The 13,892-nt window shown below is 61.7% G+C and carries 13 protein-coding genes; 2 read left to right on the top strand and 11 right to left on the bottom strand.

The window, feature by feature from the left end; all coding sequences use genetic code 11:
* Positions 1–45: 45 nt before the first annotated feature.
* The 11 genes from pcaC to pcaR form a co-directional block, all read right to left on the bottom strand.
* Entirely contained in the window at positions 46–438 is a 393-nt protein-coding gene (gene pcaC / locus ACK6BI_RS26170) for a 4-carboxymuconolactone decarboxylase (protein ID WP_409319378.1), read from the bottom strand.
* 10 nt (positions 439–448) lie between these two features.
* Positions 449–1,240 (bottom strand): 3-oxoadipate enol-lactonase, encoded by a 792-nt coding sequence (pcaD, locus tag ACK6BI_RS26165; RefSeq protein ID WP_409319376.1) that lies wholly within the window; start codon positions 1,238–1,240, stop codon positions 449–451.
* Positions 1,241–1,252: 12 nt separating this feature from the next.
* The gene (locus ACK6BI_RS26160) at positions 1,253–2,617 is read right to left on the bottom strand and encodes a 3-carboxy-cis,cis-muconate cycloisomerase (protein ID WP_409319375.1); all 1,365 of its coding nucleotides are present in this window, start codon (positions 2,615–2,617) and stop codon (positions 1,253–1,255) included.
* A 46-nt stretch (positions 2,618–2,663) separates the two neighbouring features.
* Positions 2,664–3,959, bottom strand: coding sequence for an MFS family transporter (locus ACK6BI_RS26155; RefSeq protein WP_409319374.1), 1,296 nt, complete (start codon positions 3,957–3,959; stop codon positions 2,664–2,666).
* A gap of 128 nt (positions 3,960–4,087) precedes the next feature.
* A complete protein-coding gene (pcaG, locus tag ACK6BI_RS26150; RefSeq protein ID WP_409319373.1) occupies positions 4,088–4,654 on the bottom strand; it encodes a protocatechuate 3,4-dioxygenase subunit alpha in 567 nt (188 codons plus the stop codon).
* A gap of 1 nt (position 4,655) precedes the next feature.
* A complete protein-coding gene (pcaH, locus tag ACK6BI_RS26145) occupies positions 4,656–5,360 on the bottom strand; it encodes a protocatechuate 3,4-dioxygenase subunit beta (RefSeq protein ID WP_065257567.1) in 705 nt (234 codons plus the stop codon).
* 36 nt (positions 5,361–5,396) lie between these two features.
* Positions 5,397–6,602 carry a 3-oxoadipyl-CoA thiolase gene (pcaF, locus tag ACK6BI_RS26140; protein WP_409319371.1) on the bottom strand — a complete coding sequence of 402 codons (1,206 nt, stop codon included), beginning with the start codon at positions 6,600–6,602 and terminating at the stop codon, positions 5,397–5,399.
* Positions 6,599–7,381, bottom strand: a complete 783-nt coding sequence (locus ACK6BI_RS26135; RefSeq protein WP_409319405.1) for a CoA-transferase subunit beta — start codon at positions 7,379–7,381, stop codon at positions 6,599–6,601. The genes pcaF and ACK6BI_RS26135 overlap by 4 nt, the downstream gene beginning before the upstream one ends.
* Entirely contained in the window at positions 7,378–8,235 is an 858-nt protein-coding gene (locus tag ACK6BI_RS26130) for a CoA transferase subunit A (protein ID WP_260522497.1), read from the bottom strand. Before ACK6BI_RS26130 ends, ACK6BI_RS26135 begins: the two co-directional genes overlap by 4 nt.
* 188 nt (positions 8,236–8,423) lie before the next feature.
* The gene (locus ACK6BI_RS26125; protein ID WP_409319370.1) at positions 8,424–9,770 is read right to left on the bottom strand and encodes an MFS transporter; all 1,347 of its coding nucleotides are present in this window, start codon (positions 9,768–9,770) and stop codon (positions 8,424–8,426) included.
* A gap of 294 nt (positions 9,771–10,064) precedes the next feature.
* Positions 10,065–10,907 (bottom strand): pca regulon transcriptional regulator PcaR, encoded by an 843-nt coding sequence (gene pcaR, locus ACK6BI_RS26120; protein WP_065257562.1) that lies wholly within the window; start codon positions 10,905–10,907, stop codon positions 10,065–10,067.
* Between the two features lie 631 nt (positions 10,908–11,538).
* Here pcaR and ACK6BI_RS26115 point away from each other — a divergent pair.
* Together ACK6BI_RS26115 and ACK6BI_RS26110 are read left to right on the top strand one after the other, a co-directional pair.
* Positions 11,539–11,739 carry a hypothetical protein gene (locus ACK6BI_RS26115; protein ID WP_007986337.1) on the top strand — a complete coding sequence of 67 codons (201 nt, stop codon included), beginning with the start codon at positions 11,539–11,541 and terminating at the stop codon, positions 11,737–11,739.
* A gap of 375 nt (positions 11,740–12,114) precedes the next feature.
* Positions 12,115–13,590: an inorganic phosphate transporter gene (locus tag ACK6BI_RS26110; RefSeq protein ID WP_065257561.1), complete on the top strand. Its 1,476-nt coding sequence runs from the start codon at positions 12,115–12,117 to the stop codon at positions 13,588–13,590.
* Positions 13,591–13,892 lie beyond the last annotated feature (302 nt).

Below are 13,892 nucleotides of genomic sequence, written 5' to 3'. Positions count from 1 at the left end.
AAGGATCGCAGCCTTCCACAGGCTGCGATCCCTCGAGTTCGGCGATCACTCGCGTGATTCGGTACCCAGCTCATCCCACACCGATTCGGCCAGATGAAACGTCGCATTCGCCGCCGGAATCCCGCAGTAGATCGCGCTCTGCATGATCACTTCCTTGATCTCGCCACGGCTCACGCCGTTGTTGGCCACTGCGCGCAGGTGCAACTTGAGTTCGCCCTCGCGGTTCATGCCGATCAGCATGGCGATGGTGATCAGGCTGCGGGTGTGGCGCGGCAGGCCCGGGCGGGTCCAGATGTCGCCCCAGGCATGCCGGGTGATCATCTCCTGAAACTCCGAATTGAATTCGGTCAGGGTGGTCAGGCTGCGGTCGACATGGGCATCGCCGAGTACCGCCCGGCGCACTTGCATGCCGTCGTCGTAACGTTGTTTCTCGTCCACAAAAGTCCCCTCAATCAGCCAGCAGGAAGCTCAGCACGCGGTCGCTGAACGCGTCGCCGGCCTGAACGTTGGAAAGGTGCGCCGCGTAAAACTCCGCATACTCGGCGCCGCGCACATGCTCCTGAATGAAGTGCCCGCCGGACGGTGGCGTCACCGCATCTTGCGTACCGGCAATCACCAGCAACGGAGCCGTGATCGACGCCAGTTGATCGCGCAAATCCGCATCACGCACCGCCGCGCAGTTGGCGGCGTAACCTTCGGGATCAGTGGCCGCGAGCATGTCGGTGATCTGCTTGGCCGCTGCCGGATTGGCTGCCGAAAAATCGGGCGTAAACCAACGGGCAATCGACGCATCGCGCAACGCGACCATCGCCGCCGGACCGTCGCGCAGCACGGTTTCGATACGCGGATTCCAGACCGAGGGATCGCCGATTTTCGCGGCGGTATTGCAGACAATCAGTTTGTTCAGACGCTGGCCGGCGTTGATCCCCAGCCATTGACCGATCAGCCCGCCCATCGACAGACCACAGAAATGCGCACGTTCGATGTGCAGCGCATCCAGCAGCGCCAGCACGTCGCGGCCCAGTTGCTCAATGCTGTAGGGGCCCGGCGTCACCAGCGACCGGCCGTGACCGCGAGTGTCGAAACGCAGCACACAAAAGTGCTCGGTGAACGCCGGCATCTGGGCGTCCCACATGTGCAGGTCGGTGCCCAGCGAGTTCGACAGCACCAGCACTGGCGCACCGGCCGGACCTTCCAAGGTGTAATGCAGTTCGCCATCGGCGAGTTGAACGAAAGCCACAGCCCTCTCCTTTCAGTCAGACAATGCGTTGTGCTCGGCCACAGCCCGCTCGACCCAGCCCTGCGCCTGACCGAGGTAATGGGCAGGATCGAGCAGATGATCCAGTTCGGCTGCGCTCAGTTGCGCGGTCACTTGCGGCTCGTCGCCGAGAACCGCACGCAAATGGCGTTGTTCGGCCACTGCCCGTTTGCAGCACTGTTCGAGCAGATGATGCGCAGTGTCGCGGCCGACCCGTTGCGCGAGGACGATGCTCACCGCTTCGGCCAGCACCAGACCTTGAGTCAATTCGAGGTTGCGGGTCATGCGTGCGGCATCGACCTCAAGCCCTTCGGCCAACAGCCGTGCCTGTTGCAGCGCGCCCGACACCAGGCCGCAGATTTCCGGCAGGGTTTCCCATTCGGCATGCCACAGGCCGAGGCTGCGTTCGTGTTCCTGGGGCATGGCACTGAACAGGGTCGAGACCAGACCCGGCACACGGGTCGCCGCGCCGATCAGTACCGCCGCGCCCACCGGGTTGCGCTTGTGCGGCATGGTCGAGGAACCGCCCTTGCCCGGTGCCGACGGTTCGAACACTTCCGCCGCTTCGGTCTGCATCAACAGGCTGATGTCGCGGCCCAGTTTGCCGAGGCTGCCGGCGATCAACCCGAGGACCGCGCCGAACTCGACGATGCGATCACGCTGGGTGTGCCAGGGTTGTTCGGGCAGGGTCAGATTCAGTTCTTCGGCCAGGGCACGGGCAATCGGCAACGCCTGTTCGCCCAGCGCCGCCAGGGTGCCGGATGCACCGCCGAATTGCAGTACCAGCAGGCGCGGCTTGAGTTCGCGCAGACGCTGACGGCTGCGGGTCACGGCACCGAGCCAGCCGGCGATCTTCATGCCAAGTGTCACCGGCGTCGCGTGTTGCAGCCAAGTCCGCCCGGCCATGGGCGTCGCGGCGTGGCGCTGTGCCTGAGTGGCGAGGGCGTCGGCCAGTTGCGCCAATTCCCCTTCAATCAATTCCAGCGCCTGACGCAATTGCAGCACCAGCCCGGAATCCATCACGTCCTGGCTGGTGGCGCCCAGATGCACGTAGCGCTCGGCCTCGACATCTGTCGCGGCAATTCGCTTGCCCAACGCCTTGACCAGCGGAATCGCCGAATTGCCCGCTGTGGCGATGGCTTCGCCCAACGCGGCGAAATCGAACAGCCCGGCGCGGCAGGCGTTTTCGATGGAGGCTACCGCACTCGCCGGAATCACCCCGACCCGCGCTTCGGCCCGGGCCAGAGCGGCTTCAAAATCGAGTATCGCCTGCACCCGGCCCTGATCGCAGAACACGTCGCGCATTTCGCGGGCAGTGAAGTAGGCATCGAACAATTGATTGCCCGGTCGCTGAGTCATAAACAGTCCTTGCCGGCGCGGGCCATCGCGGCCCGCGCACTTCGGTTTAGAGATCGTGATGCAAGTACGCCGCCTGCTTCGGCAGACGCAGGCTGAACAGGAACGCCACCGCCATCATCACCGTGACATACCAGTAGAAGGCGTTTTCCATGCCCCCGGCTTTCAGGCTCAGGGCCACGTATTCCGCAGAGCCGCCGAAGATCGCGTTGGCCACCGCATACGCCAGGCCGACGCCAAGGGCGCGCACTTCCGGCGGGAACATTTCGGCTTTTACCAGGCCGCTGATCGAGGTGTAGAAACTGACGATCGCCAGCGCCACGGTAATCAGCACGAAGGCCAGGACCGGACTGCTGACGCTTTTCAGGCTCAGCAGGATCGGCACGGTGAACAGCGTGCCGAGGGCGCCAAACCAGAGCATCGAGTTACGCCGCCCGATCCTGTCGGCGAGCATGCCGAACAGCGGTTGCATGCACATATATAAGAAGAGCGCGCCGGTCATGATGAAGCTGGCGGTCTTGGCGTGCATGCCGGCGGTGTTCACCAGGTACTTCTGCATGTAGGTGGTGAAGGTGTAGAAAATCAGCGAGCCGCCGGCGGTATAACCCAGCACGGTGATGAATGCAGCCTTGTGATCGCGGAACAACGCACCGATGCTGCCGGCGTCCTTGTGCTCACGGGTTTCCTTGTTGGTGGTTTCTTTCAGCGTGCGACGCAGGAACAGCGAAATCAGCGCCGCCACCGCGCCGACCACAAACGGAATCCGCCAGCCGTAGGCCCGCAGTTCGTCTTCGGAGAGGAACTGCTGCAGGATCACCACCACCAGCACCGCCAGCAGTTGCCCGCCAATCAGGGTCACGTACTGGAACGAAGCGAAGAACCCGCGCTGCCCCTTGAGTGCCACTTCGCTCATGTACGTTGCCGTGGCGCCGTACTCGCCGCCCACCGACAAGCCTTGCAGCAGACGCGCGAACAGCAACAGCAACGGCGCCCAGACGCCGATGCTGTTGTAGGTCGGCAGACAGGCGATGAGCAACGAGCCGAAGCACATCATCAGAATCGAAATCAGCATCGAGTTCTTGCGCCCGTGTTTGTCCGCCACCCGACCGAAAATCCAGCCGCCGATCGGGCGCATCAGAAAACCGGCCGCGAACACGCCGGCGGTGTTGACCAGCTGCACCGTGGGATTGTCCGAGGGGAAGAACGCCGGGGCGAAGTAGATCGCGCAGAAGGCGTAGACGTAGAAGTCGAACCATTCGACCAGGTTGCCCGAGGAGGCGCCGACAATCGCGAAGATGCGCTTGCTGCGCTCTTCGCCAGTGTAGTGAGTGGTGGTAGTTGTCATTGTTATTTACTCGAAGGGGACACGTGAAAGTCTAGACACACTTCGCAACAGTCCCGTTCCACAGATACTCATGCGCTGCAAATCCCTGTGGGAGCGGGCTTGCCCGCTCCCACAGGATTCGTGTCGGATCAATAATCGAAGAACACGGTTTCCGCATCAGTGCCCTGCAGGATCACATTCCACTGATAAACGCCCTCTGCATCCGGCTTGGCCAGCAACGTGGTGCGGCGCTCGGCCGGCACGCATTCGAGCAGCGGATCATTGACGTTCGCCGGATCGCCTTCGAAGTAGATCCGGGTCAGCAGGTGTTTCACCAGGCCGCGAGCGAACACCAGCACCACCAGATGCGGCGCCTGGGTCGTGCCTTTCAGGCCTTCGACCGTACCGGGTTTGATCGTGGTGAAACGAAACCGCCCTTCGGCATCTACCGGCACCCGGCCGAAACCGTCGAAATTCGGGTCGAGCGGCTTGGCCTGCTGGTCTTCCGGGTGGGCATATTTACCGGCAGCGTTGGCCTGCCAGACTTCGAGCATGGCATCGTTGACGACATCGCCGTTGCCGTCCAGCACTTGTCCGGTGATCGCCACACGCTCGCCGAGGGTCAGCGCACTGGCGAGGTTTTCGCGGTTCAGCCAGGTCAGGCCGATGTGGTAATACGGCCCGACAGTGTGGGACGTGGTCGCAATCAGGGTCATCTCATTTCTCCATCGGCGTGGCTTCGCGGCCGCGCAACACGATGTCCCAGCGATAAGCGAGGGCGTAGGACGGAATGGTTTTTTCCAGATCGAAGGCAGCGATCAGGCGTTCCTTGGCCGAGGTGTCCGGCACGCAGTTGTAGATCGGGTCGTACGCCAGCAGCGGATCGCCCGGGAAATACATCTGCGTGACCAGGCGCGTCAGGATGCTCGGCCCGAACAGCGAGAAATGCACGTGCGCCGGGCGCCAGGCGTTGTGGTGATTGCCCCATGGATAGGCGCCGGGCTTGATGGTCTGGAACTGGTACCAGCCGTCGGCATCGGTCACGGTGCGGCCGGTTCCGGTGAAGTTCGGGTCCAGCGGCGCGTCGTGCAGATCGCGAGCGTGGTTGTAGCGACCGGCGGCGTTGGCCTGCCAGATTTCCACGAGAATTCCCGGCACCGGCAGACCGTCTTCGTCGAGCACGCGGCCATGAATGATGATCCGCTCGCCCAAGGGTTCGCCGGCATGCTGGGCGGTCAGATCGTTGTCAGTTTCGGCCACACGCTCGGCACCGATGGTCGGGCCGGTGATTTCCGACAGCGAATGCGGCAGAAACACCAACGGTTTGGACGGCGAGCGCAGATTGGTGGATTGATAGGTCGGGTGCAGGTACGGCGGCTGGGTGCCTTCCTGCGGGCGGCGGTAACCAGGCTTGTCAGTCATTTCGCTTTCCTCTGTTCTTTTTCGTCACGGCTTGCGTCAGACGCGTTCGATGGCCAGGGCCAGACCCTGGCCGACACCGACGCACATGGTCGCCAGACCTTTCTTGCCACCGGTCTTTTCCAGATGATGCAGCGCGGTCAGCACCAGACGCGCGCCGCTCATGCCCAGCGGATGACCAAGGGCAATCGCGCCACCGTTCGGGTTGACCTGGGCTGCGTCATCCGCCAGCCCCAGTTCACGCAATACCGCCAGCCCCTGGCTGGCGAAGGCTTCGTTGAGTTCGATCACATCGAAATCGCTGACCGCCACACCGAGGCGCTCGGTAAGCTTGCGCACCGCCGGCACCGGGCCGATGCCCATCACCCGTGGAGCGACCCCGGCGCTGGCCATGCCCAGCACTTTGGCACGGGCGGTCAGGCCGTGTTTTTTCACCGCTTCGGCGCTGGCCAGGATCAGCGCGGCGGCACCGTCATTCACACCCGACGCGTTGCCGGCGGTGACGGTCTTGTCCGGGCCGTTGACCGGTTTCAGTTTGCTCAGCGCTTCAAGTGTCGTGTCGGCGCGGGGATGTTCATCCTGGCTGACCACGGTTTCGCCTTTCTTGTGGGCGATCCGCACTTCGACGATCTCTTCGGCAAAGTAGCCGGCAGCCTGGGCGGCGGCCGTGCGTTGCTGACTGCGCAGGGCGAACGCGTCCTGATCCTCGCGCGACACTTTATAGTCGTCGGCGACGTTATCGGCGGTCTGCGGCATCGCGTCGACGCCGTACTGCGCCTTCATCAGCGGGTTGATGAAACGCCAGCCGATGGTGGTGTCTTCCAGTTTCATGTTGCGCGAGAACGCCGCGTCAGCCTTGCCCATCACGAACGGTGCGCGGGACATCGACTCGACGCCACCGGCAATCGCCAGCTCCATTTCGCCGCTGGCGATAGCGCGGAACGCGGTGCCGATGGCGTCCATGCCCGATGCGCAAAGACGATTGAGGGTGACACCGGGCACGCTCTCCGGCAGCCCGGCCAGCAGCAGCGCCATGCGCGCCACGTTGCGGTTGTCTTCGCCGGCCTGGTTGGCACAACCGAGGAACACTTCGTCGAGGGCGTTCCAGTCCACCGACGGATTGCGTTCCATCAGGGCCTTGATCGGCACCGCTGCCAGGTCATCAGCGCGCACCGCCGCCAGACCGCCACCGAAACGACCGATGGGGGTACGAATCGCATCGCAGATATAAACGTCACGCATCATGCTTCTCCCGGAGCCTGGCCGTGGGCCGCTGCAGTGCGGGCCTCAAGATCGCGCAGAGCCGTCAGCTCCACCTCGGTCGGTTCGGCAGTGACCGCAACGCTGTCGGCGAACCGGATCGCCCAACCGGTGGCGGCGACCACTTTCTCACGGGTCACGCCCGGATGCAGGGCGGTCACCACGAACTCGTTGGTGCCCGCTTCCGGTTCCATGATGCACAGGTCGGTGATGATGCCGACCGGACCGGCACCCGGCAGGCCCAGACGTTTGCGCGAATCGCCGCCCTCGCCATGGCCGACCGAGGTAATGAAATCGAGCTTGTCGACAAACGAACGCGCCGACTGCTTGAGAATGATCAGCACGCTTTTGGCGGAACCGGCAATTTCCGGCGCGCCACCGGCACCCGGCAGCCGGACCTTCGGCTGGTGATAATCACCGACCACCGTGGTGTTGATGTTGCCGAAACGGTCGACCTGCGCTGCACCCAGGAAACCGACATCGATGCGCCCGCCCTGCAGCCAGTAGCGAAAAATCTCGGCGGTCGGCACGACGGTGTCGGCGGTTTCCGCCAGCTCGCCGTCACCGATCGACAGTGGCAACACACTGGGTTTGGCGCCGATCGGGCCCGACTCGTAGATCAGCACCACGTCCGGTGACGAGGTCAGGCGTGCCAGGTTGGCGGCTTTCGACGGCAGGCCGATACCGACGAAGCACACCGAGCCGTTCTTCAGGCGACGGGCCGCGGCGACGGTCATCATTTCGTTGGTGGTGTACGTCATTATTTGGCCTCCGAAGCAGCGGCCAATCTGGCCTGAAACTCGCTGAAGTCAGCGCAGCCATGGATGTATTCGTTGATCCATGCGGTAAACGTCTCACGGTCGCGGGCGATCGGATCCCACGCCTGATAGAAACGGTTGTCACGCTCGGTGTAACCGTGGGCGTAGGACGGATGCGCGCCACCGGGTACATGGCAGACCGCGCTCAAGGCCCAGGTCGGCAGCACACAGGCGTTCATCGGCGCGTCGAGGTTGTCGACGATTTCTTCGACGGTGACGATGCAACGCCTGGCGGCCAGTGCGGCTTCTTTCTGCACACCGAGGATGCCCCACAGCAGCACGTTGCCCTGACGGTCGGCTTTCTGGGCGTGGATCACGGTGACGTCCGGACGCACCGAAGGCACGGCGGCCAGCACTTCACCGGTGAACGGGCAAGTGACGGATTTGATCAGCGGGTTGACCTTCGGCAGATCCGAACCGGCGTAGGCCCGCAGCACCGCGAATGGCAGACCGGAGGCACCGGCGACGTAGGCGTTGGCGAGGTCGGCGTGGCTGTGCTCTTCGATTTCCAGCGCATGAGGCCATTGTTTCTCGACCGCGTCTCGCAGGCGATGCAGCGAACCCACACCCGGGTTGCCGCCCCAGGAGAAGATCAGTTTGCGGGCGCAACCGGCACCGATCAGTTGGTCATAGATCAGGTCAGGGGTCATCCGCACCAGGGTCAGATCTTTCTTGCCCTGACGAATGATTTCATGACCCGCCGCCGTAGGGATCAGGTGCGTGAAGCCTTCGAGCGCGACGGTGTCGCCGTCGTTGACGAATCGCTTCACCGCGTCGTGCAGCGAAAGAATCTCAGCCATGGAGCGGGCTCCCGTTTTTCCAGTGAATCGCCAGTGATAAAAAAGGCGCGAGGTCATGCGCCGGAGTCACTGAAGATTAAGCCGCTGATTTTCGCCAAACAATCCGATAATCGACTGAGTGTTCGTTTATCGAACAGATTGTTATCAACCTAATGATCGCCCCGGGTGCGGGACGATCCATCTTGATATCAGGTTGCGTCCGCGTGACTGACCAGGCCCTTGATGACCACCGCTGCTGTCGCCAGCCCCGCCGGGATCACCAGTGCCGTCAGCACTTGTTCGAAGTTCCAGCCCAGGCCCAGCAGGGTCGCGCCCATCCATGCACCGAGAATCGCACCGAAGCGGCCGATCCCCAGCATCCACGACACTCCTGTCGCACGGCCCTGGGTCGGATAAAACCGCGCCGCCAGCGACGGCATTGCCGATTGCGCGCCGTTGACGCACATGCCCGCCACCAGTACCAGCGTGGCCAGCAACGTGATGTTGCCCAGGCTTTGCCCGACCGCGTAGGCAAACACCCCGGCCAGCAGATAGAAAATGCCGATGACCTTGTGCGGATTGAACCGGTCCATCGCCCAGCCTACGCCCACTGCGCTCAACACCCCGCCGAACTGGAACAGCGCGCCGATGAAGGCCGCCTGCTCCATGCTCGCGCCGCTGTCACGCATGAGGGTCGGCAGCCAACTGGTCAACAGATAAACAATCACCAGGCCCATGAAGTAAGTCAGCCACAGCAGCAATGTCCCGACGCTGTAGGTGCCGGAGAAAATCACCGCGAACACATTGCGGGCTTTTACGGTTTTCTGTTCCGGCACGCTGAAGCTCGCCGCCTGGGCGACGATGGCCGGGTCGATCGGTGCGAGTGTCTTGCGCACCTTGTCCGTGCCGCGATTGCGTACCACCAGATAGCGCGCCGATTCCGGCAACCAGGCCAGCAATACCCCGGCGAGGATCAACGGCAGGATTCCGCCGATCAGCAACAGACTGTGCCAGCCGAACGCCGGAATCAGCTTGGCCGAAATGAATCCGCCACCGGCCATGCCAAGGTTGAACCCACAGAACATGCTGGTCACCAAAAGCGACTTCTTGCGCTCCGGAGTGTATTCCGACAACAGCGTGGTGGCGTTCGGCATGCCCGCGCCCAGTCCCAGCCCGGTGAGGAAACGCAGCACCAGCAATTGCTCGACACTGGTGGCGTAGGCCGAAGCCAGGCTGAAGGCACCGAACAGAAAAACCGCGCCGACCAGAACGACTTTTCTTCCGAAGCGGTCAGCCAATGGCCCGGAGCCCAATGCGCCGAAGACCATGCCGATCAGCGCGGCGCTCATCACCGGGCCGAGGCTGGCGCGGTCGATGCCCCAATCCTGGGACAAGGCCGGCGCAATGAAACCCATGGCCGCGGTGTCGAGGCCATCGAGGAAGACAATCAGGAAACACAGAATCACCACGCGCCACTGATAGCGCGAGATCGGTTGGGCATTGATGAAGGACTGCACGTCGAGGCAGTGACCTACAGCGGACTGAGGCTGGTTCATTATTTTTATTCCACGCAGAAAACGCAGTCGAACGGCGACCGGCCGATGACCGGCACGGACACAAGTCTATAAGGAGGGAATCAGGCGTTGCGCTGAAATCGGCAACAGGACCGGGAACGGCGACAGTCGGGGAACGTGCACATGGGAAGTTGCCTCTTGTCATTATTATGGAAGTCGACGATCCGGCGGGCTCACTCACTGCGGTGCCGGATGACGCTGCCGCGACATTAATGATCCGAGGGTTTTAGCGTCAATTCGATAAACGCAACTCTGTGCGTTTATCGAACAGCTTCATCAGGCGAACAACTGCGCGCTGAGGTCGCGGCTGGCGCTCAACAGGCCCGGCAGAAAACGTTGTTCCAGTTCGCTCCGACTGACGCGACCGGCATGAGTGCTGACATTGAGTGCGGCCACCACCTGGCCGGAAGCGTCGTACACCGGCACCGCGATCGAACGCAGGCCCTGCTCCAGTTCCTGATCGACGATGCACCAGCCTTGCTGCCGTACCTCTTGCAGACAGGCGAGCAAGGACTCGGGGGTGTGCAACGTACGACTGGTCTTGGCCACCAGTTCGGCGTGGTCGAGGTATTCGCGCAGCGAGGTGTCGTCCAGCGCCGCCAGCAGGATCCGGCCCATGGACGTGCAATACGCCGGCAGCCGCCCGCCCACTGACAGATCCACCGAGATCAGGCGCTGGGTCGTGGCCGAACGTGCGATATAAAGGATGTCGTCCCCTTCCAGCGTGGCCATGTTGCAGGCTTCATGCAGTTGCTCGCTCATGCGGTCGAGGTACGGTTGGGCGGAGACGGCCAGCGGCGTCGACGACAGATAGGCGTGACCGAGGGTCAGCACTTTGGGCAACAGAGAGTAAGTACGGCCGTCAGTGGTGGCGTAGCCGAGTTTGATCAGCGTGTGCAGGCAACGGCGCACGGCGGCGCGGGGGATTTCCGTACGGTGACTGATCTGGGCGATGGTCAGGTGACGTTTGCGCTCCTGAAACGCCTGCACCACCGCCAGGCCGCGGGCCAGGGAGGTCATGAAGTCAGGATCGCCGGTCATGGCCTGGATGCGCTTGGCCGGAGAGGCAACGATCGGCGGCGCCACTGACGTAAAGGAATTGCGCATTTGATCGTTCATGTCGGGGACCTTTTTTCCTGTACGGATCGACGGCTATACAAGCGGCTCGGGAACCGATGCACAAGCACCAGCCTGCCAACTTCGGGCGATTATCGAACCACCGACCGATAATCGCAATTGACCCACAGGCCACAGGCCGACGATTTTTAACAACTCCTTACTTCCGGGTCCGGACCCTTAGTTGTTCGGCTATTGGCGCCAGAAACACATCACTGGTGAACAAGGTCGCAACTACTGCTGACAATTGCGAGTCACAAAACAATCACACATCCGGAACCGTTTTTAACTTGGCAAAGATAGTCAATCCCGAATCGGCCGCTATAATGCCCCTTAATGGCGTCGCGCTTTTATCTGCCGCCGACACCATTCGCTGAAGCAATGTCCGTTGCATTCAGCCCGGCCAGCGCCTGACGTTCATCACTCGTGCACCGCCAGCGCGCTCGCTGAAAACCGGAAACTGATGCTGCGTCAGTTTTAATCTGGTGTCGTAGCCGCCTGCAACATGGAAGTCCTGGCCACTTTGCCGATTGCACCGCTGCCCGTTAGAGCAGTGACTTGTCGGCGAACCGGTCAATCGATTCGTTGCAGTGCGTTTCACCAGACATTTATCTCAACTCATACAGGTAGCACTGTGACGAAAGACGAACTGCGCGCGGAACTTGAGCGCCAGGAACAACGTTACAAGGAAGTTTACGGCGGGGAAGTCACCACCTACGCCGCCCAGCCCGAACCGGAACGCAAACCCTGGCGCAAACGCGCCACTGTTCAGGATCAGGTCTTCCAGCAGGAACTGCAGAAGATGGAAAAGGAACTCAAAGCCGAAGAGCCTTGAAGTCGTCCTTTGTATCTTTCGAAGGTCAGCGTACTCACCGGGTTACAAGCACGGTGGACTGACGAGGCCTTGCGCGCCCGCTACCCGCGGGCAGCGGCCAGCTTCCCCGTATTGCGCGGGTCTGGAGCATGTCAGACACGTCTTTCAGTTTTTTCATACAAGATTCCGCCCCCTCCCGGACACCCGTCGGTTCGCCACCTCTTTACGTTTTTCCCAATTGAATCAACAGGTTGCAAAACCCTGCAAAATGCTCGGGCAATGCACCTTGATACAAATTAATTGAGCGAAGAAGGTGACCGATGAGCAGGTAGGGGATCGATTTCCAGTCTTTTCTGGCATAATCGCGCCCCCTTATGACCGGGTCAGAAAACCTTCATGATCGATTTATTCAGCGGACTGGATGCCTGGGTGCTTGTGAGCCTCCTGCTCGCCCTGACATTTGTCCTCGCCTTCGAGTTCATCAATGGATTTCATGACACCGCTAACGCGGTAGCCACTGTTATCTACACCAAAGCGATGCCGCCTCATCTGGCGGTGTTCTTCTCGGGCGTGTTCAACTTCCTCGGCGTATTGCTGGGCGGCGTCGGCGTGGCGTATGCCATTGTCCATCTGCTGCCGGTAGAACTGTTGATCAACGTGAATACCGGCCACGGCCTGGCCATGGTGTTCTCGCTGCTCGCCGCCGCCATCGCCTGGAACCTGGGTACCTGGTACTTCGGTATCCCGGCTTCCAGTTCCCACACCCTGATCGGCTCGATCCTCGGTGTCGGCCTGGCCAACGCCCTGATCAACGATATTCCGCTGGGTGATGGCGTGAACTGGCAGAAAGCGATCGATATCGGTGCTTCGCTGGTGTTCTCGCCGATGGCTGGCTTCCTGGTCGCCGCCCTGGTGCTGATCGGCCTGAAATGGTGGCGCCCGCTGTCGAAAATGCACAAGACGCCGGAACAGCGCCGCAAGATCGACGACAAAAAACACCCGCCGTTCTGGAATCGTCTGGTGCTGGTAATGTCCGCAATGGCCATGAGCTTCGTGCACGGCTCCAACGACGGTCAGAAAGGCATCGGCCTGATCATGCTGGTACTGATCGGTATCGTCCCTGCGCAGTTCGTGCTCGACCTGAACAGCACCACCTACCAGATCGAACGTACCCGGGATGCGACCCTGCACCTGAGCCAGTTCTACCAGCGCAACGCTTCTTCCCTCGGCGAGTTCCTGGCCCTGGGCAAAAGCGTGGAAGGCGACCTGCCGGAAAAATTCCGCTGCAACCCGCAGCAGACCGAACCGACCATTTCCGCCCTGCTCCACACCCTCAAAGGTGTATCGGACTACCACTCGCTGCCGGCGGAAAGCCGCATCGAAGTGCGTCGCTACCTGCTGTGTCTGGACGATACAGCGAAGAAAGTCGCCAAACTCCCGGGGCTGGAAGCGCGTGAAAAAGCCGACCTCGACAAGCTGCGCAAAGACCTGACCACCACCACCGAATATGCCCCGTTCTGGGTGATTCTGGCAGTCGCCCTGGCCTTGGGTCTGGGTACCATGATCGGCTGGAAACGCGTGGTCCTGACCATCGGCGAGAAAATCGGCAAGCAAGGCATGACCTATGCCCAGGGCATGTCGGCGCAGATCACTGCCGCGAGCATGATCGGCCTGGCCAACATCTTCAGCCTGCCGGTGTCCACCACCCACGTCCTGTCCTCGGGCGTGGCCGGCACCATGGTCGCCAACAAAAGCGGCCTGCACAGCGGCACTGTGAAAACCATCCTGCTGGCCTGGGTCCTGACCCTGCCGGCCACCGTGGCCCTGTCGGCCGGCCTGTTCTGGCTGGCATCGAAGGCGCTGGGCAGCTGATAGATCGTGGTAATGAAAGAGGCGTGATTCGAGAGGATCACGCCTTTTTTGTTGCCTTCAGAAATGGAACGCGGAGCGTGGGAACGATCAATGTTTTGGTTTTGGCTTTCCACCACTCAACACAATGAGCGTTAGCTCGAGTACCGCTTTTTGATCTTCGGGCGACATCGGAAGGCTGAGTGGAGGGATTCATCCGGGGGTGGGAGCGCAGCGACCGTTTGGCGAAGCCAAACACATCGAGAGGAGGTGCAGCGAAGCAAACCGTAGGCGATGCCCCCCGGATGAATCCCGGAGCGAAGGAA

The organism is Pseudomonas sp. KCJK9016 (assembly GCF_046231795.1).
In the GTDB taxonomy this organism is placed as follows: domain Bacteria; phylum Pseudomonadota; class Gammaproteobacteria; order Pseudomonadales; family Pseudomonadaceae; genus Aquipseudomonas; species Aquipseudomonas bananamidigenes.
The sequence above is the reverse complement of the archived record's forward strand: the minus strand, read 5'-3'. Positions and strand labels throughout refer to the sequence as shown.